The organism is Flavobacterium cellulosilyticum (genome assembly GCF_004349355.1).
Taxonomy (GTDB): Bacteria; Bacteroidota; Bacteroidia; order Flavobacteriales; family Flavobacteriaceae; genus Flavobacterium; species Flavobacterium cellulosilyticum.
The window spans coordinates 610877-633330 of record NZ_SMFK01000002.1 but is presented as its reverse complement, the minus strand read 5'-3'; the positions used below and the strand labels follow the sequence as shown (position 1 = coordinate 633330).

Sequence of the window (22454 nt, the reverse complement as noted above, 5' to 3'; positions counted from 1 at the left end):
GTTATTTCGGTAACTAGATTTCGTTGTTTAAGCGGTATTTTTTCAATGATAGCAATCACAGTTTCAGCTTTAGTTCCAGCAACCATTGCTACTATAGTTCCTTTTTTACCTTTGGCTGACTTATTAGTTAGAATTGTATAGAGTTCGCCATTAGATAAGGAGGTTTCGTCTATTGATAATCGTTTTCCAATGTTATCTGGGAAAATAAGCCATTTTTTTGCGTGTGGTTTTTGATTCCACATTTTAAAATCACTTAAGAAATCTTTGTACTGATGTTGTAGATTCTTACCGCTTACACCGTAGAAAGAAGCAATAGCATTGCAATCATTAGGCTTAGAATCTATTGATTTCTTTTAAAAAAGACGCAAACTCCTGTGTTACCCGAGTTCCGTCTGCTACTAAATTCCAATCTCTAAAAACGACTTTTCCTGTATCTTCATTAAGCCATCTTCTGCGAGTGATGTGCAGATAAACCTGATGTCCACGAATAGGAAAGTCTTGAACAGTTATCTCATCAAAAAAACCTTTGGAGCTTAATTTAGCTTGACGATATTCTTTGCGTATAGAATTGATCTCTTTTAAATAAAGATGAAGAATTTCTTCCCCTTTTTTATAGGAAGTAAGTTCGAAATAATCAACAATAATTTCAGGTAATAACAATTTGAGAAGTTCAATAAAAGAGTCTTGCATTTCTATATAATTTTGAAATACAAATATCGAAATTTAATATTTCCCCACAACTTTTAGACTTGATCCAATAGAATTTACCACAAAAAAACAGGAACAGAATTTTTAAATCTGTTCCTGTTTTTTTGTGGTATAAATGATTATTAAAACAAAGTGATTTGCCCGTCTTCATCTAGCTGCACATCACCATTGTCCTCCCCTACTCCAGTATCACCTTCAACTTCTAGCTCTTCCGGAACTACTTCTTCTGGCTCTTCATAAGGCAATGGCTCCAAAAGATTGACTTGCTTCAATTTATCTGTCGTCAATTGATTTCCTAAAGCTTTAAATCCTTTTACAGCAATAAAACTTTCAATATCTACCAATTGAGTTTCTTTTTGAACTCCTTTAATTTTCGGAAAAATCAATTCGGCCATTGGACGATAATCTGTTGAAACTATTTCTAATTGTGATTTCGGATGTTCCGTAATAAAACTTTCCTCTTTGTTTTCGGTTTCCACCAAAAAGCGTTTGATGTAATAGCGCTCTTTTTCTCCGTCATAATAAATAGCAGAAATCGGTTTTTTAGGATGCCATTTCTCTAAAACAACCATATCTTCATCAAAATGTGTAGTTAATTCCGGTGTAAATACTTTTAGTTTTCCACTTTGAGAAATTACCAGAATTTTGTCATTGGGTCTAAATTCTCCTAATAATTCTCCTCTAGCATCAACGTTTAATTTTTGTACCGTATCATCAAACCAAATCTTTCTTGGTCTCAAGGTTGAAATCCCTTTTTCTTTGATTTCAATTTTCTTAATTGGATATTTAGAGACAATATTCCCTTTAGAAGCACGACCTTTTATGGCTATATTGGCAAAATCAACATCCCATTTCAATTTTTTAATACTTCCTATTTGGCGCAAAATAATCGTAATTACTTCGGCTTCTCCATTTCTATTGCAGGTAAAATAAAGAATTTGAGAACCTTTCGTTCCATTAGTCAAATCGTATAATTTATCCCGTGTCACTCCTGAAACATTGAAACGTTTTATGTAGGATGGCCCTGATTTTCCATCTCGGTAAATCATATTGTAAATCGTTCGTTTGTCGCTTTTGTCAAAAATGGCGATGTGAATAATGTCTTTGCCCACAAACTTCTTGTCATCAACTTTGCAAATCATCATATTTCCGTCTCGTAGAAAAACAATCACATCATCTATATCTGAACAATCGGTAACATATTCATCTTTCTTCAATCCAGTTCCTATGAAGCCTTCTTCCCTATTCACAAATAGTTTCGTATTTCGCAAAGCTACTTTTGTGGCTTCAATATTATCGAAACTCCGCAATTCGGTTTGGCGTTCCCGACCTTTTCCGTATTTCTCTTTTAATTTGGTAAAATAAGCAATCGCAAATTCGATAAGATGTTCTAAATCATATTTTACTTGTTCTATATCACCTTCTAGAGCTTCAATTTTATTTTGTGCTTTATCGCTGTCAAATTTCGAAATACGCATAATTCGGATATCCAACAAACGAAGAATATCTTCTTCAGTAACGGCTCTTTTTAAGTTTTTGGTAAAAGGTTTTAATCCATCGTCTACCGCTTTTATTACATCTTCACGAGTCGTTTTGTCTTCAATGTCACGATATATTTTATTTTCGATAAAAATACGTTCCAACGAAAGAAAATGCCATTGTTCCTCAAGTTCACTCAATTGAATTTCGAGTTCACTTTTCAACAATTGCACCGTTCTGGCTGTAGAAATTTCCAACATTTTAGAAACCCCTACAAATAGCGGTTTATTGTCTTCAATAACACATCCTAATGGTGCTACCGAGGTTTCACAACCAGTAAAAGCAAATAAGGCGTCTATCGTTTTGTCTGGTGAAACTCCGGGAAAAAGATGAATTAATATCTCAACATCAGCAGCTGTATTATCTTCAATTTTCTTGATTTTGATTTTCCCCTTGTCATTGGCTTTCAGAATACTGTCGATTAATGTCGTCGTATTAGTCGAAAACGGAATTTGGGTAATGACCAAAGTATTTTTGTCTAATTGGGCAATTCTCGCACGAACACGAACACGTCCGCCACGCATTCCATCATTATAATTGGATACATCCGCAATTCCAGCAGTCATAAAATCGGGGAAAATCTGGAATGGTTTTCCTTTCAATATTTTTATAGAAGAATCAATTAATTCATTAAAATTATGAGGCAAAACTTTCGTAGAAAGCCCCACTGCAATCCCTTCAGCACCTTGAGCGAGAAGCAACGGAAATTTTACAGGAAGATTATTCGGTTCGGCACGACGACCATCATAGGAAACACCCCAATCAGTGATTTTTGGAGAATACAATACTTCTAGTGCAAACTTCGACAATCGTGCTTCAATGTAACGAGAAGCCGCAGCACTATCACCTGTGAGGATATTTCCCCAGTTTCCCTGGCAATCGATCAACAACTCTTTTTGGCCAATTTGCACCATGGCATCACCAATACTTTGATCTCCGTGTGGATGATACTGCATGGTGTGACCAACCACGTTCGCTACCTTGTTGTAACGACCGTCATCTAATTCCTTTAACGAATGCATAATTCTACGTTGAACGGGTTTAAAACCATCCTCAATTGCGGGAACTGCTCGTTCCAAAATCACATAGGAAGCATAATCCAAAAACCAATCCTTATACATTCCTGTAACTTTGGTAATGGTATCGCTTTCGTCGCTATTATTCTCGTAAAAATGGTGCATTCCACCCGAAGTCTTAATGTCTTCAAAGCCTTCTTCGTTCTTTGAGTCGTCTAACTCTTCGTTAGTTTCGTTTCCATCGTCTTCGTTTGGGATGCTATTTTCTTCGTCTTCGTCTTTCATTTATTTTGATTCCGAAATTAATTTTATTAAATCTTCTCTGCTTGGCAGAACTGTTTTGTATTTGCTAGCAAAAATTTGCTCGTTATTTTCTGGTAAAGTATATTCAACAACTAAGTCACTTTTGTTTTGACAAAGCACAATTCCAATGGTTTTATTTTCGCCTTCTATGCGTTTTTCTCTGTCGTAATAATTGACATACATTTGCATCTGACCCAAATCTTGGTGCTTTAATTCTCCTATTTTTAAGTCGATCAATACAAAACTTTTTAGAACCCGATTATAAAAAACCAAATCAATTCGGAAATGTTTGTCGTCAAAAGTGATTCTTTTTTGTCTTGCAACAAATGTAAAACCGTGACCTAATTCTAATAGAAAATGCTCTAGTTTATTGATAATTTCTTCTTCCAATTCATTTTCAGAATACTGATGCAATTCTGGTAATCCCAAAAACTCCAATATATAAGGATCTTTGATAATATCACGAGGTTTCTCAATAATTTGCCCTTTCTCAGAAAGTTTCATTACACCTTCCTTATCTCGACTTAAAGCCAATCTTGTATAAAGAGCCGAATCATACTGTCTTTTTAATTCTCGTACACTCCAGTTGTATTTCTCAGATTCTATTTCGTAGAACCGTCTTTCCTTTTCATCTTCAATTCGCATTAGAAACGAATAATGAGACCATGATAATTTGAAAATAGAAAATAATGTTTGAGCATTTAATTCCGCAGACATTGTCTGCGAAATGTTATCAAGTAATTGCGCAGACACTGTCTGCGTTTTTTGATTATCTAAAATCCTCAACAGTAATGCTGATTTTGAATAAATCAAATAAAACTTTCTAATTTGCTCTAAATTCCTCAAAGAAAATCCTTTTCCAAATTCCTTTTTCAAATCTTGAGACAGCCCTTTTAAAATTTGTTTTCCGTATTCTGCCCGATCTTTTCCACTTTGTTCTTCTTCGACAATCATCCTTCCGATTTCGAAATAGGTACAAACCATAGTCGAATTTACTGCACGCAAAACTTGTTGTCGAGCATTTTGCAATAACGCAACAACTTGTTGGAAAAGGATTTTATTTTGAAGCTCTTTTGACAAAATTATGTTTTTAAACTAGTATTAATTTGCCTCTATTGTATCCAATTCCACCTTCAAATTCTTGATGATAAATTCTTGTCGATCTGGTGTGTTTTTACCCATATAGAAAGACAACAATTGCTCTACTGAGGTATTTTTATCCATCATAATTGGATCTAAGCGGATAGTTTCACCAATAAAATTCTTGAATTCGTCTGGCGATATTTCCCCCAATCCTTTAAATCGGGTGATTTCTGGTTTTGGTTTTAATTTTTCGATAGCCGCTTTTCGTTCTTCATCCGAATAGCAATAAATGGTTTCTTTCTTATTTCGAACTCTAAACAAAGGTGTTTGCAAAATATACAAATGGCCTTCCTTGATTAATTCTGGGAAAAATTGAAGGAAAAAAGTAATCAATAACAATCGAATATGCATTCCATCGACATCGGCATCTGTAGCAATTACGATGTTGTTGTAACGCAAATTTTCCATATCGTCTTCGATATCCAAAGCCGCCTGCAAGAGATTGAATTCTTCGTTTTCATACACAATTTTCTTGCTCATTCCATAACAATTCAAAGGTTTTCCACGCAAACTAAAAACCGCTTGAGTGTTTACATCTCTCGATTTTGTGATTGAACCTGATGCCGAATCTCCCTCGGTAATAAAAAGGGTACTTTCTAAATTTCTTGGGTTTTTAGTATCGGTAAGATGTGCACGGCAATCCCTTAATTTCTTGTTGTGTAAATTTGATTTTTTAGCTCTGTCTTTGGCTAATTTTCGAATTCCAGATAATTCTTTACGTTCGCGTTCTGCTTGAAGAATTTTCCGCAAAAGTGCATCGGCAGTTGCAGGGTTTTTATGCAAAAAACTGTCTAATTTATTTTTTACAAAATCATTGACAAAAGTACGAACCGATGGCATTCCAGGCTCTGAACCTATATCTGTAGAACCAAGTTTGGTTTTGGTTTGCGATTCGAAAACAGGTTCCATCACTTTGATACTAATCGCAGTAACAATGGATTTTCGAACGTCCGAAGCTTCAAAAGGTTTGTTGTAATATTCTCGAATCGTTTTTACAATAGCTTCGCGATAAGCGGCTAAATGTGTTCCTCCTTGTGTTGTATTTTGACCATTTACAAACGAATGGTATTCTTCTGAATATTGGGTTTTACTATGTGTTAATGCAATTTCAATATCGTCGCCTTTCAGGTGAATAATTGGATATTCTAAATCTTCGACATTAATGGTTTCTTCCAATAAATCTTTCAATCCATTTTCAGAGAAATATTTTTCACCATTAAATAAAATAGTCAATCCATTGTTCAAATAACAATAGTTTTTGAGCATTTTAATTACATATTCATTTCTGAATTTATAATTTTTAAAAATAGCTTCATCTGGAATAAAAATAACTTTAGTTCCTTTACGCTTTGTTGTTTCAATTATATCTTCATCAAGAACCAAGTTTCCTCCAGAAAATTCGGCCGCTTTTTGCTTCTCATCACGAACCGATTCTACGCGGAAATAATTAGACAAAGCATTTACCGCTTTCGTTCCCACACCATTCAAACCAACTGATTTCTTGAACGCCAAAGAATCATACTTTCCACCCGTATTCATTTTTGAAACAACATCAATCACTTTTCCAAGTGGAATTCCACGACCATAATCACGTACCGTAACCGTTTTGTCCTTAATGGTTACCTCGATAGTTTTCCCAGCTCCCATAACGAATTCATCGATACAATTGTCTAAGACTTCTTTTAGAAGAATATAAATACCATCGTCAGATGAAGAACCGTCACCGAGTTTACCAATGTACATTCCGGGACGCATTCTGATGTGTTCTTTCCAGTCTAGTGACCGAATATTATCTTCGGTATATTGATTTTGATCGGACATTTTAAAAATTATCGATTTTAACTGCGTTTTTTTTACGGTCTAAGCTTTTCCAATAGACCTCGAGTGTGCTAATATAGTATAATTTGATAAAATTTGAAAGAGGGAAATGTCAAATTTATCAATAATGATATTTACAGATGATTTTTATATTTTTTAATACCGACGTTAAATTAAACAATAGCCTCTTTAAACGTAAAAGAAGACATGCCAATCATCTTAACTCTTTGCTTATTTGTATGCATTGTTCGAATATTAATACAATCAAATAAAACACCTAAATATTTCAAGTAAAATTCTTGATATACAATTTATTATAATTAATTTAAAGTTTAATTGAATGAAATAAATCATTTAATAATTTAAAATATCATTAAATGCATTCAAAAAAATAGGTCTATACAAGAACTAGTTAATTTTATTTAACCAAATACTTAATAATGAAGCATATTGTAAAGAAATTAACTACATAAATAATGATTACGATAATTATTTACTAATTTTTTTGCATAAATGAAAAAAAAGTATACATTTGCGTAATCGATTACACAATAAATTAAATTACAGATACAAGCTGAAATTAATTTCTAAACATGATAATTAAAAAACTATAAAACCCAACAAACTAATTAATTTTTGAACTATGAAAAAACTATTATTTTATGTATCAATTTTATTGACTTCACTCCAAATAGGAGCTCAATCAATAACAATAAATGAATCGGCCGGATGGCTTGAATCTGCTTTCGTAAAATGGGCTCCAGTTGCTGGAGTTGATAGCTATAATGTATATTATACAGGTGGAGGCCAAGTGAACATGAAAATCGATAATCAATTGATTCGTAGTTATGGTACTTATTTTCGTGCTGATGTTCCGGGTCTTGCTGCAGGAACCTATACCCTTACTATAAAGCCTGTCACAGCTAATGTTGAAGGAACTGGGACCACAACTACTAGTTTAACTGTTGTTGCCCAAGATCGTAATGGATTTGCTTTTGATGGCGGTCGAGTTCCTGGAGGATATAAAGCTGATGGAACTCCTAAATCAGGAGCGGTAATTATTTATATCTCACAAAATACAAAAAATACAGTTTCAATGAATATTACTGGAGCGAGTAAAAACCCGTGTATAGGCTTACAAAACATATTGTATGGCATCAAAAAAGGGAAAGACACTCGTCCGTTTATCATCCGTTTGATTGGTAATATTACTGATATGACCGTAATGGAAGGTGGCGATATCACTATTGAAAATGCTAATAATATAAACAGTTATATTACTATAGAAGGTGTGGGTTCTGATGCAGTTGTAAATGGCATGGGGATTAGACTTAAAGCAGCTTCTAACATCGAAGTTAATAATCTTGGATTTATGAACTGCGATAGTACTGCTGGTGACAATGTGGGAATGCAACAAGACAACGATCATATTTGGGTACATAATTGCGATCTGTTTTATGGAAATGCAGGTAGCGATGCAGACCAAATAAAAGGTGATGGCGCATTAGACAATAAAGGAACTACATTTTGTACCTTTTCCTATAATCACTTTTGGGATAACGGAAAAGCAAGTTTGTTAGGACTTAGCGAAGGCACAACAGTAGGTTTGTATGTTACGTATCATCACAACTGGTTTGACCACTCTGATTCTCGTCATCCACGCGTTCGTTTTTACTCTGCTCACATTTATAATAACTATTTTGATGGAAATGCAAAATACGGATCAGGTTCTACTTTGGGATCCTCTTTATTTGTTGAAGGCAATTATTACCGTAATGCTAAAAACCCTATGATGATTTCCTTACAAGGAACTGATGTTTGGAGTGAAGCAAAACAAGCAAATGACCCAGGAAACCAAGGAACTTTTTCAGGTGAAGCTGGAGGTATGATTAAAGCCTTCAATAATATTTTTGACACTGACATTGCTACTAATCCCATGCGTTTTGTTGCTTATGCTGATCCAAACCCACTTTTCAATGTTGCTGGTAAAACAAATTCTACTACTGATTTTGATGCCTATGTTTCTGCTACTAGAGGAGAAATTGTTCCTAGTACGGTCATTTCTAAAATAGGAGGAAATACATACAACAACTTCGACACTTCAGCAGCATTATATGTGAAAAATTTAGTGATTGATGAACCTGCAGTAGCAAAAACTAAGGTTATGCAATTAGCTGGTCGTATTTCAGGAGGTGATTTGATTTGGACTTTTAATAATTCTGTAGATGACAAATCTTACGCTGTAATTACAGGATTGAAGAGTGCACTTACCAATTATACATCAAGTATGGTAGCGGTACAAGGTGAAATTCCAGAAGTGATTAGCAGCCAAACATTGACAACATCTACAGATAATAATCAAACTGTTGCTAGCAATGCTGCGATTGATCCAATGATCTTTATTTGGGGTGGTGATGCTACAGACGCTTCTGTTTCTGGATTACCTGCATCAGGAATTACTTTTGCAAAAGATGCTGTAAACAAGACAATTACCATTTCTGGAACGCCTACAGCAAATGTATCTTATACGGTTACCACTAGTGGTGCCGCTGGTACACCAGCCTCTTCTACTGGAAGCATTACCCTAGCAGGAAGTACTCCAAGCGACGAAATACACAACTTTACTGTATCAGGAAAAACAAGTACTTTTTATTCTATCACTGGAAACATGAATTCTACTGCTGGTTCTGCCACTTATGATGGTTTAACAATGACTGCTCGTTTAAAAATAGAATCTTTGCCAACCACATCAATCACGTATACAACAATTGCAACCTCGACATTAACTTTAGTTTTTGACCCATCTTTTGTAGGTACTATTAAAATATCTGTTGGTACTACTGCCGGAGCGACCACTACTTATACTGCAGTGAATGGTATAGTTACTGTGCCATCACTTCCTGCTGGAACTTATGTTATAAATAAAGGAGGTACTACCAATCTTTACTACATAAAAACTAAATACGATGCAACTCTTGGTTTAGGAAATAATGTTCAACCTATACAATTGAATTTATATCCAAATCCTGTTTCAACTAATTTATTCTTGTCTTCTGCCAATGCTCAAATTGAAAATATTATGATTTTCAGTTTAACAGGAGCTTTGGTAAAAAATATACCAAATGAAGTAAAAAGTATCGATCTAAGCAATCTAAATGCAGGAAGTTATGTAGTTGTTGTAACTACTGATCAAGGTTCATTTACTCAAAAGATTATTAAAAAATAATATTTTTAACAAATAATACCAAACCTCGCTTAAAGCAATTTAAGCGAGTTTTTTTTATGTTTCAAATAGCAATAAGCTTTAAATAAATCGCTATCCTTGCGAGCTCCCCACAAATTATCCTTTAATAAAGAGTTTTAATAATTAGATTAGGAGTTTTTGAAGGGTACAAATACTGATAATTAGAATTTTATATTTTTCTAATTTCCGAATACACTAACATTCTAACCATCTAACCATCAATTTAGCGTACCTTTGCACAAAATTTACGTTTTATGACCACTTTCGAACAATTCAATCTACCTAAATCTGTACAAAAAGCTATTGATGATTTAGGATTTGTAACGCCTACTCCTATTCAGGAAAAAACTTTTTCTGTGATAATGTCAGGACGCGATATGATGGGGATTGCACAAACTGGAACCGGTAAAACGTTTGCTTATTTATTACCATTATTAAAACTGTACAAATTTACACCTGGTCATACGCCCAAAATAGTAATTCTAGTTCCAACAAGGGAATTGGTCGTTCAGGTAGTAGAGGAAGTAGAAAAACTGACTAAATACATGTCGGTTCGTACTGTTGGTATTTTTGGAGGTGTTAACATTAATACACAAAAAACTACCGTTTATACCGGTTGTGATATCCTTGTGGGTACTCCCGGACGTGTAATGGATTTAACATTAGACAATGTAATCCGTTTTGAAGAAATGCAAAAATTGGTCATCGATGAGTTCGACGAAATGTTAAATTTAGGTTTCCGTACTCAATTGACCGCTATTTTGGCAATGATGCCTAAAAGACGCCAAAACATCTTGTTTTCGGCTACGATGACAGATGAAGTAGATGCCATTTTGAATGATTATTTTGATTATCCTGAAGAAGTAACACTTTCGGCATCAGGAACACCGTTGGAAAACATCACACAAATTTCTTATCAAGTACCTAACTTTAATACCAAAATCAATTTACTAAAGCATTTATTACAGACTAATGAAAACATGAGTCGTGTTTTGGTTTTTGTGAATAACAAGAAAATTTCAGATATGGTTCACGAACGTATCGAGGAAGATTTTGAGGGTCAATTTGGGGTAATCCACTCCAATAAATCCCAAAATTATCGTTTGAGTACAATGGCTTCTTTCCAAGAAGGTAATCTTCGCGGACTAATCACTACCGATATTATGGCGAGAGGTTTGGATATTTCCAATATTACGCATGTTATCAACTTCGAGATGCCAGAACTTCCGGAATTATACATGCACCGTATTGGACGTACTGGTCGTGCAGATGCTAAAGGTTCGGCTATCAGTTTAATTGCTCCTCGTGAAGACGAATTTAAATTTGCTATTGAATTATTGATGGACATGGAATTAGCAATAGCAGATTTTCCATCAGAAGTAGAAATTTCATCTAAACTTATTGAACCCGAAAAAGACAGACAGCCGATTAAGTTCTTAATGAAAAAACAAAAATTGGAAGGTGATGGTGCTTTTCAAGAAAAAAGCAAAAAGAATAAAAAAGTCAATCTCGGTGGACCTGGTGTTACTAAAAAGAAAACGCACGGATCTGTCAACAGAAATATGTTGAAAAACCAAGCCAAAAAACGCAAGGACAAGAAATAGTGGTCAATGGTCAGTTTTTAGTGGTCAGTAATTAATATCACTGAACACTAAAAACTGACCACGAATACTAAATTTTAGTAAAAACCAAACAAACTGGAGAACACAATTCAATTTTCTTACCCGTATCCGTTAGAATTCCCGTTTCTTTATTTCTCTTGAATATCACTATATTATTTGAATATTGATGTCCTACCAAAAGGAAATTCCCTGTTGGATCTATAGCGAAATTTCGAGGTCCATCGCCCAATGTACTAGTGCGCCCTTCATAATTTAATTTTCCGTTTTTAAGTATTTTAAAAAACGAAATATCATTAGCTTCTTTTCTGTTTGTGGCATATAGAAATTTTCCGTCTGGAGAAATATGAATATCGGCTGCAGTAAATGTTCCTTTAAAATCTTTTGATACAACACTTGCCTCATCTATCTTTTTTAAATTTCCATTTGAATATCTAAAAACTATGATTTTTCCGTCCAATTCCTGTAATAAATAAACAAATTTTCCGTCTTTACTAAATGTCAAATGTCTCGGACCACCTCCAGGATTGACTGAAACCGTATTTTTTAATTTCAAAATTTCGCTGCCAACATTTGGGTTGTATTGATACACATATACTTTATCAGTACCTAAATCATTGGCCAAAACATATTTTTTGTCTGGCGAAAAATACACCATATGAGCATGAGCCGCTTCTTGACGTTTTTCGTTAATTCCTTTGCCTATGTGTTGCACGACTTGTTTCACTTCAGTAATACTTCCGTCATTATTTTTACCAAAAACCGAAATACTTCCACTAGAATAATTGGCCGTAATTACGTTTTTATCATTATTAATAATATAACAACAATTTTGTCCTTTTGAGAATTCTGAATTGATTAAGTCTAGTTTTCCACTTTTTGAATCAAATTTAAAAGCACTTACCGCACTTTTTTTATCATTCTCACTAACAGAATAGACAAATTTATTATCATTTGAAACAGTCAAATAACTAGGATTTATAATGTTATCGGTGCTGCTTTTTAAATTGTAATCCGCAGAATTAGAGTCAAATTCGTAAACATAAATTCCTTTGCTATCACAGCTTTTGGTATAAGTACCAACAACCAAATTGAACTTATTTTCCTGTGCTTGTACAAAGAATAAAGCAAAAATAGAAAGTAGAATTGTAAAGTTGTTTTTCATAATAGTAAGAATAAAGTAAGAATGAAATTAGAAAACAAAAATACGGCAAACTTAACCTACTATAGTATACAAATTTGTATTTTTGAAAAATTAAATTCACAGAACTCCCCTTATATTAAAGTCTTGTGAAGTAAACTAAACAAAAGAATGCAATTCAAACATCCAGAAATTCTCTATTTCCTATTTTTACTGGTTATACCAATTCTGGTTCATCTCTTTCAATTGCGACGTTTCAAAAAGGAATATTTCACCAACGTACGTTTTCTTAAAGAACTTTCCATTCAAACTAGAAAGAGTTCCAAAATCAAAAAATGGCTGCTTTTAGCTACTCGTTTGTTACTATTGACTTTTATTATTATCGCTTTTGCACAACCTTTTTTTCTTGCCAAAGACACAAAAAACAGTTCCAACGAAATGTATATTGTTCTGGACAATTCCTTTTCGATGCAAGCCAAAGGTCAAAAAGGGGAACTTCTCAAAAGAGCGGTACAGGAATTATTGGAAAACACGCCTGAAAATCAAACTTTTTCTTTAATTACGAATTCCCAAACTTTTTGGAATACCGATATAAAATCAATTCAAAGAGAATTACAAAATCTAAAATACAGCGCTTTGCCTTTTCAACTGGAAAGCGCTATGGCAAAAATAAATTCACGAAAATCAGCTTTTAACAAAGATGTTTTAATCATAACTGATGCTGTCGGCTTAGAATCAACTCAATTGAAAAGCATCGACAATTCATTTAATACTTATTTTATCATTCCAAAATCAGAACACGAAAATAATGTTTCAATTGACAGTGTTTTTATTCATCAAACCTTGGATGATTTCTATGAAATTGGACTAAAATTATCCGCTTTTGGAGAAGAAAATAATCCTATTCCAGTAGCATTGTACAATCAAAATAAATTGATAGCAAAGACATTGACCAAGTTCGAAAGCAAACAAAAAACAATCTATTTTACAATTCCAAAAACTGATTTCCACGGCTATGCCTCCATTACAGATAATGGCTTAGATTATGACAATACCTTATTTTTTACAATTTCAAAACCAGAAAAAAGCAAGGTAATCAGTATTGGTTCAACCGAAAAAAGTAATTTTCTTTCTAGAATTTACACTAGCGATGAATTTATTTACCAAAATTTTGATATTAAGACCTTAGATTATAATTCACTCGACAAACAAGATGCCATTATACTGAATGAATTGGATGAAATTCCACTAGCACTTCAAACCACTTTAAAATCGTTTGTTAATAAAGGAGGGAATCTTATAATTATTCCTTCTGTTCAAATTAGAATCGCAAATTTGAATACTTTTTTGATGAATTTTGGCACCATTCAATTCAAACCTTTAGAAAACAATGAAAAATTGGTCACTAAAATTAATTTTAATCATCCGTTATATGCTAATGTTTTCGAAAATAAAATCACTAATTTTCAATATCCAAAGACACAAAAATCATTTGGAATAACTAGCAAAAATCCTGCGGTTTTAAATTATGAAGATCAAACACCTTTTTTGACTTCGATGCGCAATCCTATTTCTGCTGTTTATATTTTTGCAGCACCAATTAATAGTGAAAATTCTAATTTTCAAAAATCACCTTTAATTGTTCCAACTTTTTATAAAATGGCATATAACAACCGTAAAAATGGAATAAAAGCGCTGACAATTGGAAATAACATTCCCTTTTTGGTTGATGCCAATTTATCTAAAGATGAAATTTTGAATGTAAAAAACGAGACTGAAACTTTCATCCCAATTCAACAAATCCTCAATAATAAAGTACAGTTGACATTTAATGATTATCCAGAACAAGCTGGAAATTGGGGCATTTATAAACAAAAAGAACGTATCGAAAATATCAGTTTTAATTACAATCGAAGTGAAAGTAATCTAAATCAAATCAGTAAAGAGGTTCTTTCAGACTATAAAATAATCGATTCCATAGAAACCGTTTTTAATACCATGCAAACAGATAGAACTGACAGTCCGATTTGGAAATGGTTTGTTATCTTTGCATTGCTTTTTCTAGTAATAGAAATGGCAATAATACGATTTGTGAAGTAAAAAAGTTCGCCATAAATAACACTAATTTATATAAAACAATTTGTGGAATTCATTGTGAAAAATAAGTTCAATAATAAGAAGAGAACCTAAATAATTAGTACGCATTATGAAAATAATCATCCGGGAAGCAACAATTATCGATTCCGAAAGTCCTTTTCACAACATAAAAGTTGACATTTTAATAGTTGATGAAGTAATCAAAAAAATTGGAACTTCGATTCAAAACACAGAAAATGCCGAAGAAGTAAAACTAGACAATTTACATGTATCACAAGGTTGGTTTGACAGTAGTGTTTCTCTTGGAGAACCTGGTTTTGAAGACCGAGAAACAATTGCCAATGGTTTAAATGTTGCCGCTCGTAGTGGTTTCACCGCAATTGCATTGCAACCCAACTCCTACCCGATTATTGACAACCAATCCCAAATTAATTTTGTGAAAAGCAAATCCAATGGATTTGCTACACAACTTTTCCCTATTGGTGCTTTGACAAAAGGTAGCGAAGGAAAAGATATGGCTGAATTATTCGACATGAAAAATGCGGGAGCAGTGGCTTTTGGAGATTATAATAAGAGTTTAAACAATGCTAATTTGCTCAAAATAGCCTTGCAATATACCCAAGATTTCGATGGCGTTGTCATCGCTTTTGCCCAAGATGCTAACATAAAAGGAAACGGAGTTGCCAATGAAGGTACTGTTTCTACCCGATTAGGATTAAAAGGAATCCCAAATCTTGCCGAAGAATTACAAATCACCCGAAACTTATTTCTATTGGAATACACGGGTGGAAAACTACATATTCCTACTATTTCGACAGCAAAATCAGTACAATTAATAAAAAAAGCCAAAGCCAAAGGATTGAATGTGACTTGTAGCGTTTCAGTGCATCATTTAGTGCTAACCGACGAGAAACTAGAAAATTTTGATACAAGATTCAAAGTATCACCACCGTTGCGAAATGAAAAAGATAGGAAAGCACTTCTAAAAGGAGTTCTCGATAATACAATTGACATGATTACATCTGACCATAATCCGATTGACATTGAACATAAAAAAATGGAATTTGATATGGCTAAAAATGGCACAATAGGCTTGGAAACTGCTTTTGGAGCTTTATTAACCGTTATGCCTTTGGACAAAATAATCGGAAAACTAACCCTTGGTAAATCAGTTTTTGGTATTGAAAATCAATCCATTTCCGAAGGTAAAAAAGCCAATATTACACTCTTCACTCCAGAAGGTAAAAGTGTTTTCAATAAAAAAAATATTTTATCCAAATCAAAAAACTCAACTTTTCTTGGGACTGAAATCAAAGGAAAAGTATATGGAATTGTCAATCAAGGACAGCTCGTTTTAAACTAAAAAATTAAACACTAGGTGCACCAAGAAGGCACAAAGGACACTAAAATTAAACTCAACTAAATAAATACTTTGTAAACTTTGTGTAAAAAAACTTTGTGAACTCAGTGATTAAAAAATATGGAAAACAACAACATCGAAAAAGGAAAAACAGCAGCAATAACAAGCTATATTTTAATCATAGGAGTATTCATTGCTATGTCTATGAACACCGCAGAAGACAAAAGCTCATTTGCTTCGTTTCATATTCGACAAGCACTTGGCTTATCCATCACATTTATCTCATTAGGACTAATCATCAGCAATTTTGATAATCCGATGATCTCTATATCCATGTGGATTTTCCTTTCTGTTTTGTGGACTTACGGGATTTTTAGCGCGATCAATGGCGAATCAAAACCTGTTCCATTGTTGGGTAATTATTTTCAAAAATGGTTTAAAAGCATTTCTTAAATTAAAATTCCAATACTGAATACAAAAAACTGAACACTGAACACTGAACACTAATTATGAAATTATCACTAGAATATCTAATAAGAGAACCCAAAATAAAATTAGAAAAAAACCCACTTTTACTTTTGATTCATGGCTACGGCAGCAACGAAGCCGATTTATTTTCTTTCGCAACGGAACTTCCAGAAGATTATTATATTGTTTCAGCTCGTGCGCCTTACGACATTCAATATGGGAGTTACGCCTGGTATGCCATTAATTTTGATGCTGATCAAAACAAATTTTCAGACAATGATCAAGCTCGAACCTCAAGAGATTTGATTGCCTGTTTTATCGATGAATTGGTTGAAAATTTTTCTATTGATGCTTCAAATGTGACTTTAATTGGCTTCAGCCAAGGCACTATTTTAAGCTATGCAGTAGCGCTTTCGCATCCCGAAAAAGTGCAAAAAGTTGTTGCGATGAGCGGTTATATCAATGAAGAAATTCTAGAAAAAAATTACTTACGAAATTCATTTTCGAATTTAAAAATATTTGCCTCACACGGCACAGTCGACCAAGTAATTCCTGTGGAATGGGGACGAAAATCATTACCATTTTTAGAGAAATTAGGAATCAATACTACTTATAAAGAATATCCAATTGGACATGGAGTTTCCCCTCAAAACTTTCATGATTTCAAAGCTTGGCTACTTTAAGGAAGTGGTCAGTGTTCCGTTTTTTAATATTCAGTACTCAACTGATTGTTAAAAACCGGAACACTGAATACTATTTCTGATATAACAAAGACTGAATAGTTTCAAATGAAACCGTTTCATCTTCGTTGATGAAATACTTCAATAATACTTCGCCCCAATATTCGCCGTCACTAAAATCAGCAATAATCCAGCGGTGATTTAGAATCCTTACTTTGTTGATGATAAATTTATTGGCACCAATTTGATCTTGACCAACAAATGGATTTCCTTTAGGATTGGAGTTTAAATCCAATAATTTTTCGGTTACAAAAGGTATCAATTTTTCGACCTGAATGGTTTTTGTGGCATTATCAGGATTAAAATAATTTTGAGCATTTTCATTTTTAGCCAAAGAGAAATAATTGGCATCGGCCAAAAGCGCAGTGTTTTTTTCCAAATTCTCTTTCATTCTCTTTTCTAAATTTGCAAATTTCTTTTGTTCAAAATCCAATTCTTTACTCAAATACATATAGGTAAAAACATTCAGTAACAGCACAAGAATAAATAAATAAAGCAGGAACGATTTTTTCATTTTAAAAAAATATTAAATAGTAATTTCTAAGTTGTCATAAGCCAAATAAACGTTTTTTGGCAGCTTTTGTTGTACTTCTTCGTGAAAACCAAGTACATGACTGATATGCGTGATATAAGTCTTTTGAGGTTGTATTAAATCTATAAAATCAAGTGCCTCCTGCAAGTTAAAATGAGTATTATGATGTTCTTCACGCAAAGCATTTACAACTAAGACTTTCAAGTTTTTCAATTTGTCTCTCTCGCTTTTTTCTATCGTTTTTACATCAGTCAAATAGGCAAAATCATCTATTCTGTAACCAAAAATCGGAAGGTTTCCATGCATCACATTGATTGGAATTGCAGTTTTATTTCCAATAGCAAAAGGATAATTATTGACAACTTCAATAGTTTTAACAGAAGGTGCGCCTGGATATCTATTTTTAGTTTCAAAAATATAATCAAATCGTTTTATAAGATTTTCTATTACACGATTATGGGCAAAAATGGGAATTTCTCCTTGTTTGAAATTAAATGGGCGAATATCATCCATACCAGCAGTATGATCTGCATGCTCATGAGTGAATAAAATACCATCTACTTTTTGGCATTTTGAAACCAACATTTGCTGTCTGAAATCGGGTCCGCAATCTATAATATAAGAATAATTTTCCCAAGAAATCCAAACCGAAACTCTTAGTCTTTTGTCCTTTAAATCAGTACTTAAACAAACCGGATGATTGCTACCAATAACAGGTATTCCTTGTGAAGTTCCAGTTCCTAAAAAATATACATTCATTAAGTGTTTTTTTACTAAATTATTTTACAAAAATAGGTTTATTTATCTTTCATAAGTAATGGATTTAATTAACTTTGCAGTAAACTAGCTGAATTTAAAGAAATGGGAACAGAAATAAAACTGAAGGGTGACAAAGTCATCGAACAAATTCCTTCTATAAAAGACAAAGCACTACGTATTAATTTGAACGAAAATATTTACGGGACATTTGCTGAAATTGGAGCTGGACAAGAAACGGTAAGACATTTTTTTAGATCTGGAGGTTCCTCAGGAACTATTGCAAAAGCGATGTCAGCTTATGACAAAGATTTTAGTGATGCTGTTTATGGTTCTGAAAAAGACGGTAGATATGTAACTGAAAGCAGGTTAAAGAAAATACTTAATCACGAAGTAGATTTAATGGAAAAGCGTTTAAGTAGAGAAAAACATCCTAATAAAATGTTTTTTAGCTATGCTAACACCGTTTCAACTATTGATTTTGCAAAACAATTTAAAGGTCACGGATGGGTTGGAATTAGTTTTCAATTAGAGCCAGAAGAAGCCTATAATGATATTATTATACATATTCGTTTTAAAGAAACTGATGTGAGGTTGCAACAAGAAACTTTAGGCGTTCTTGGAGTAAATTTAATATACGGTGCCTTTTATAAACACAATGACCCTAAAAAGTTGTTGCGTTATTTATACGATCATTTAGACAAAGACCAGCTTGAGATTGATACTATAAATTTCTCTGGACCCCGTTTTAAAGATGTTGACAATCGATTGATGAGTTTGCAATTGGTAAAAAACGGAATGACAGATGCGGTTATTTTTGACCCACAAGGAAAGAACATCCTGCCTGCAGCTATTTTATACAAAAAAAATATTCTTACTTTAAGAGGAAGTTTCCGTCCTGTTACTAAAGTAAATATGGATATGTATGAAGAATCTTTAAAAATATTTTTGAAGGAAAGAAAAGTGGATGAGCAAAATACGTTGGTTATTTTTGAAATCACACTATCTAACTTACGTTCTGACGGTGAAATAGACGAGAAAGATTTTATGGATCGTGCCGAATTGCTTTGCTCATTAGGACAAACGGTAATGATTTCCAATTTTCAAGAATATTATAAAGTGGTTGAATACTTTTCTAAATACACCAAAGCCAGAATGGGCTTAGCAATGGGTGTGAATAATTTAGTTGATATTTTTGATGAAAAATATTACCGCCATTTAAGTGGTGGAATCTTGGAGGCATTTGGAAAATTGTTCTATCGTGATTTGAAAGTGTATTTGTATCCTATGATTGATCAAAACGGACAAATAATGAATTCCGAGACGCTACGAGTTCATCCTAGAATGAAGGAACTATACAAATTCTTTAAATTTAATGGAAAAGTGGTTGATATCTCCAATTTCAATCCAGCACATCTAGAGGTTTTCTCTCGCGAAGTATTAAAAATGATTAGTTCGAACAAAATAGGCTGGGAAACAATGCTTCCTAGTGGTGTAGCTGAAATCATCAAGAAAAAACGTCTTTTTGGATATTCTCCCAATGAGAAAGTAAATTCTAATTAGCCTTCACAAAATCACTATAAAAAGGTCGATAAAATAATTTTTATCGACCTTTTTTTTTGTTATCAATTTACTAATTGGATTTATTTCAAGATTTGAGCGGCATGTTCCTTTGTTTTTACTTCTGAAATGACCTCGTCAATAATTCCGTTTTCATCAATTACAAATGTAGTTCTATGAATTCCATCGTATTCTTTTCCCATAAATTTCTTAGGCCCCCAGACTCCAAAGGCCTTTATTACAGATTTATCCTCATCTGCTAATAATGGAAACGGAAAGTTGAATTTTTCTTTGAATTTTAATTGCGCTTTTGGTGTATCAGCGCTTACACCTAGCAGCGCAAAGTTATTGGCTTGGAATCGTTCGAAATTATCTCTTAGATCACAAGCTTCGGCGGTACAACCAGGCGTACTTGCTTTTGGGTAAAAGAAAACTACTAACTTTTTCCCTTTGTAATCTGCTAGTTTATGTTCATTCCCATCTTGATCAATTCCTAAAAATTCAGGCGCTTGGTCTCCTTTTAGTAGTGTTGTCATTTTATTTTAGATTTTAGATTGCTGATTTTAGATTATAGAAAAGAGAATACAGATTTTAGAATTAAAAAATATTTTTTGACATTGCTATTGCCATTCTTATTTCCAATGCCATTCTTATTGATATTGTCATTGTCATTGTCATTGTTATTCCTATTGTCCTGCCCCAGATGGAAGTGGAAAGCCCGGACTGAAAAAAAACTATTTTTTCTTGCTAATAAAGAGCGACCAAAGGAAGCTCCTTTATTGCATTAGAAAAAAAGTTTTTTGAGGGAGGACTTGTAGCGTACAGCTGGATTAGGCCCAAATGATTATTAACTTCTGATATATTTTGACTTTGCCATTGAAATTGCTTTTCTTTACCCTTCAAATTTAATGATAATGACCAAGCAAGAGCGTGTAACATTTGTTATAAATACGTTAAAAGAACTTTATCCTGAAATCCCAATACCTTTAAATCACAAAGACCCTTATACTTTGTTGATTGCTGTTTTGCTTTCGGCACAATGTACAGATGTTCGGGTGAATCAAATTACGCCAATTCTTTTTGCCAAAGCCGATAATCCGTATGATATGATAAAAATGACTGTCGAGGAGATCAAGGAAATTATTCGCCCTTGTGGCTTGTCGCCAATGAAATCAAAAGGTATTCATGGTTTATCACACATTTTGATTGACAAACATGGAGGCGTAGTTCCTCAGAGTTTTGAAAGCTTAGAAGAGTTTCCAGCTGTGGGACACAAAACGGCAAGTGTGGTAATGTCACAAGCATTTGGTGTTCCTGCATTTCCAGTGGATACACACATTCACCGCTTGATGTATCGTTGGAATTTATCTAATGGTAAAAACGTAGTTCAGACCGAAAAAGATGCCAAACGTATATTTCCTGAGAAAACTTGGAATGATTTACACCTTCAAATGATTTGGTACGGAAGAGAATATTCACCCGCTCGAGGATGGGATTTAGAGAAAGACGTCATCACAAAAACTATTGGTAAAAAATCTGTTTTGGAAGAGTACTATAAAAAAACGTCCCGATAATTTCGGGACGTTTTCCTAGTTAGCCATAATTTCGAAACTAAAACTCTTTACTTTTATAATGCTTAACGCTTTTGAGTAATTTAATAAAAAAGAAACAGTTTCTTTTTTAGGTTTTAGTGCCTTATTAGCTACTATTTTCGTGGAGTAAATTTTTGCCATATTCTAATAACGTTTAAATTTTATATTAGAACGCAAAAAAGTTCAATCTAGTATTAATTTGTTAAAACAATTTGATGTTTTTCAATCACTTTTCTCATATTCATCAATGCATAACGCATTCTTCCTAGGGCTGTATTGATACTAACGCCTGTTATTTCTGAAATTTCTTTAAAACTCATGTCTTGATACATGCGCATCATTAGAACTTCTTTTTGATCAGCAGGAAGTTCTTCGATAAGTTTTTTAACATCAATTTCGACTTGATCTTTGATAATTTGATTTTCTATAGTAAGAGAATCGTCAGACATAATAGAAAAAATGGAAAATTCCTCAGTTTCTCGATACATTGGCATTTTTTTATTTTTCCTAAAATGATCAATGATAAGGTTATGTGCAATTCGCATAACCCAAGGCAAGAATTTACCTTCTTCATTATACGCTCGAGATTTTAACGTTTTAATCACTTTAATAAATGTATCTTGAAAAATATCATTCGAAATATCCCGATCAGAGATTTTAGAATAAATAAAACCGAAAATTTTTGATTGATGTCTATTAATCAAAATGGTTAAAGCGCTTTCGTCGCCTTCGACATAGTTCTTTATTAATAAAGAGTCTGGAAGTTGTATATTATTAGCCATAGCATTACTTTTTTAGTTTAAATTGAATGGGGTGTT

At 33.3% G+C, this 22454-nt stretch carries 17 protein-coding genes and 1 pseudogene; 8 read left to right on the top strand and 10 right to left on the bottom strand.

Translation table 11 applies throughout. The features are described from left to right. The 5 genes and pseudogenes from E0F76_RS06580 to E0F76_RS06560 form a co-directional block, all read right to left on the bottom strand. Positions 1-242, bottom strand: a pseudogene (locus tag E0F76_RS06580) (ISAon1 family transposase); the annotation flags it as partial. Between the two features lie 91 nt (positions 243-333). Then, positions 334-690, bottom strand: coding sequence for an ISAon1 family transposase N-terminal region protein (locus E0F76_RS06575; RefSeq protein WP_132003100.1), 357 nt, complete (start codon positions 688-690; stop codon positions 334-336). A 140-nt stretch (positions 691-830) separates the two neighbouring features. Then, positions 831-3548, bottom strand: coding sequence for a DNA gyrase/topoisomerase IV subunit A (locus E0F76_RS06570; protein WP_132003097.1), 2718 nt, complete (start codon positions 3546-3548; stop codon positions 831-833). Further along, positions 3549-4646 (bottom strand): PDDEXK nuclease domain-containing protein, encoded by a 1098-nt coding sequence (locus E0F76_RS06565; RefSeq protein ID WP_132003094.1) that lies wholly within the window; start codon positions 4644-4646, stop codon positions 3549-3551. Positions 4647-4667: 21 nt separating this feature from the next. Next, on the bottom strand, positions 4668-6530 hold the full coding sequence (locus E0F76_RS06560; protein WP_132003091.1) for a DNA topoisomerase IV subunit B: 1863 nt from the start codon (positions 6528-6530) through the stop codon (positions 4668-4670). 640 nt (positions 6531-7170) lie between these two features. Here E0F76_RS06560 and E0F76_RS06555 point away from each other — a divergent pair. Both E0F76_RS06555 and E0F76_RS06550 read left to right on the top strand, forming a co-directional pair. Then, positions 7171-9753 carry a pectate lyase family protein gene (locus tag E0F76_RS06555; RefSeq protein WP_132003088.1) on the top strand — a complete coding sequence of 861 codons (2583 nt, stop codon included), beginning with the start codon at positions 7171-7173 and terminating at the stop codon, positions 9751-9753. Between the two features lie 272 nt (positions 9754-10025). Further along, positions 10026-11375: a DEAD/DEAH box helicase gene (locus tag E0F76_RS06550; RefSeq protein WP_132003085.1), complete on the top strand. Its 1350-nt coding sequence runs from the start codon at positions 10026-10028 to the stop codon at positions 11373-11375. A gap of 67 nt (positions 11376-11442) precedes the next feature. Here the strand turns inward: E0F76_RS06550 and E0F76_RS06545 are convergent, their stop codons facing one another. Further along, positions 11443-12555, bottom strand: coding sequence for a lactonase family protein (locus E0F76_RS06545; protein WP_132003082.1), 1113 nt, complete (start codon positions 12553-12555; stop codon positions 11443-11445). Between the two features lie 147 nt (positions 12556-12702). On the opposite strand from E0F76_RS06545, the gene E0F76_RS06540 reads away from it, so the two are divergent. The 4 genes from E0F76_RS06540 to E0F76_RS06525 all read left to right on the top strand — a co-directional run bounded on the left by E0F76_RS06540 (position 12703) and on the right by E0F76_RS06525 (position 17139). Further along, positions 12703-14631 (top strand): vWA domain-containing protein, encoded by a 1929-nt coding sequence (locus E0F76_RS06540; protein ID WP_132003079.1) that lies wholly within the window; start codon positions 12703-12705, stop codon positions 14629-14631. Between the two features lie 106 nt (positions 14632-14737). After that, entirely contained in the window at positions 14738-15991 is a 1254-nt protein-coding gene (locus E0F76_RS06535; RefSeq protein WP_132003076.1) for a dihydroorotase, read from the top strand. Positions 15992-16108: 117 nt separating this feature from the next. Continuing rightward, on the top strand, positions 16109-16441 hold the full coding sequence (locus E0F76_RS06530) for a hypothetical protein (RefSeq protein ID WP_132003073.1): 333 nt from the start codon (positions 16109-16111) through the stop codon (positions 16439-16441). 56 nt (positions 16442-16497) lie between these two features. Next, the gene (locus E0F76_RS06525; protein WP_132003070.1) at positions 16498-17139 is read left to right on the top strand and encodes an alpha/beta hydrolase; all 642 of its coding nucleotides are present in this window, start codon (positions 16498-16500) and stop codon (positions 17137-17139) included. Positions 17140-17209: 70 nt separating this feature from the next. Here E0F76_RS06525 and E0F76_RS06520 read toward each other — a convergent pair whose 3' ends face one another. Both E0F76_RS06520 and E0F76_RS06515 read right to left on the bottom strand, forming a co-directional pair. Continuing rightward, positions 17210-17710, bottom strand: a complete 501-nt coding sequence (locus tag E0F76_RS06520) for a hypothetical protein (protein ID WP_132003067.1) — start codon at positions 17708-17710, stop codon at positions 17210-17212. A gap of 12 nt (positions 17711-17722) precedes the next feature. After that, positions 17723-18487 (bottom strand): MBL fold metallo-hydrolase, encoded by a 765-nt coding sequence (locus tag E0F76_RS06515; protein ID WP_132003064.1) that lies wholly within the window; start codon positions 18485-18487, stop codon positions 17723-17725. Between the two features lie 102 nt (positions 18488-18589). Between E0F76_RS06515 and E0F76_RS06510 the strand changes: the two genes are divergently transcribed. Then, positions 18590-20047: a TonB-dependent receptor gene (locus E0F76_RS06510; protein ID WP_132003061.1), complete on the top strand. Its 1458-nt coding sequence runs from the start codon at positions 18590-18592 to the stop codon at positions 20045-20047. Between the two features lie 80 nt (positions 20048-20127). Here the strand turns inward: E0F76_RS06510 and bcp are convergent, their stop codons facing one another. Further along, entirely contained in the window at positions 20128-20580 is a 453-nt protein-coding gene (gene bcp / locus E0F76_RS06505; protein WP_132003058.1) for a thioredoxin-dependent thiol peroxidase, read from the bottom strand. Between the two features lie 378 nt (positions 20581-20958). Between bcp and E0F76_RS06500 the strand changes: the two genes are divergently transcribed. Further along, positions 20959-21618 carry an endonuclease III domain-containing protein gene (locus E0F76_RS06500; protein ID WP_132003055.1) on the top strand — a complete coding sequence of 220 codons (660 nt, stop codon included), beginning with the start codon at positions 20959-20961 and terminating at the stop codon, positions 21616-21618. Positions 21619-21830: 212 nt separating this feature from the next. Here E0F76_RS06500 and E0F76_RS06495 read toward each other — a convergent pair whose 3' ends face one another. Next, positions 21831-22418 (bottom strand): RNA polymerase sigma factor, encoded by a 588-nt coding sequence (locus tag E0F76_RS06495; protein ID WP_132003052.1) that lies wholly within the window; start codon positions 22416-22418, stop codon positions 21831-21833. Positions 22419-22454 lie beyond the last annotated feature (36 nt).

What these genes read in the sequence shown, in the direction of transcription:
- E0F76_RS06575 (WP_132003100.1), bottom strand. Translation starts at nt 690, where the DNA reads ATGCAAGACTCTTTTATTGAACTTCTCAAATTGTTATTACCTGAAATT.
- E0F76_RS06570 (WP_132003097.1), bottom strand. Translation starts at nt 3,548, where the DNA reads ATGAAAGACGAAGACGAAGAAAATAGCATCCCAAACGAAGACGATGGA.
- E0F76_RS06560 (WP_132003091.1), bottom strand. Translation starts at nt 6,530, where the DNA reads ATGTCCGATCAAAATCAATATACCGAAGATAATATTCGGTCACTAGAC.
- E0F76_RS06555 (WP_132003088.1), top strand. Translation starts at nt 7,171, where the DNA reads ATGAAAAAACTATTATTTTATGTATCAATTTTATTGACTTCACTCCAA.
- E0F76_RS06550 (WP_132003085.1), top strand. Translation starts at nt 10,026, where the DNA reads ATGACCACTTTCGAACAATTCAATCTACCTAAATCTGTACAAAAAGCT.
- E0F76_RS06545 (WP_132003082.1), bottom strand. Translation starts at nt 12,555, where the DNA reads ATGAAAAACAACTTTACAATTCTACTTTCTATTTTTGCTTTATTCTTT.
- E0F76_RS06540 (WP_132003079.1), top strand. Translation starts at nt 12,703, where the DNA reads ATGCAATTCAAACATCCAGAAATTCTCTATTTCCTATTTTTACTGGTT.
- E0F76_RS06535 (WP_132003076.1), top strand. Translation starts at nt 14,738, where the DNA reads ATGAAAATAATCATCCGGGAAGCAACAATTATCGATTCCGAAAGTCCT.
- E0F76_RS06530 (WP_132003073.1), top strand. Translation starts at nt 16,109, where the DNA reads ATGGAAAACAACAACATCGAAAAAGGAAAAACAGCAGCAATAACAAGC.
- E0F76_RS06525 (WP_132003070.1), top strand. Translation starts at nt 16,498, where the DNA reads ATGAAATTATCACTAGAATATCTAATAAGAGAACCCAAAATAAAATTA.
- E0F76_RS06520 (WP_132003067.1), bottom strand. Translation starts at nt 17,710, where the DNA reads ATGAAAAAATCGTTCCTGCTTTATTTATTTATTCTTGTGCTGTTACTG.
- E0F76_RS06515 (WP_132003064.1), bottom strand. Translation starts at nt 18,487, where the DNA reads ATGAATGTATATTTTTTAGGAACTGGAACTTCACAAGGAATACCTGTT.
- E0F76_RS06510 (WP_132003061.1), top strand. Translation starts at nt 18,590, where the DNA reads ATGGGAACAGAAATAAAACTGAAGGGTGACAAAGTCATCGAACAAATT.
- bcp (WP_132003058.1), bottom strand. Translation starts at nt 20,580, where the DNA reads ATGACAACACTACTAAAAGGAGACCAAGCGCCTGAATTTTTAGGAATT.
- E0F76_RS06500 (WP_132003055.1), top strand. Translation starts at nt 20,959, where the DNA reads ATGACCAAGCAAGAGCGTGTAACATTTGTTATAAATACGTTAAAAGAA.
- E0F76_RS06495 (WP_132003052.1), bottom strand. Translation starts at nt 22,418, where the DNA reads ATGGCTAATAATATACAACTTCCAGACTCTTTATTAATAAAGAACTAT.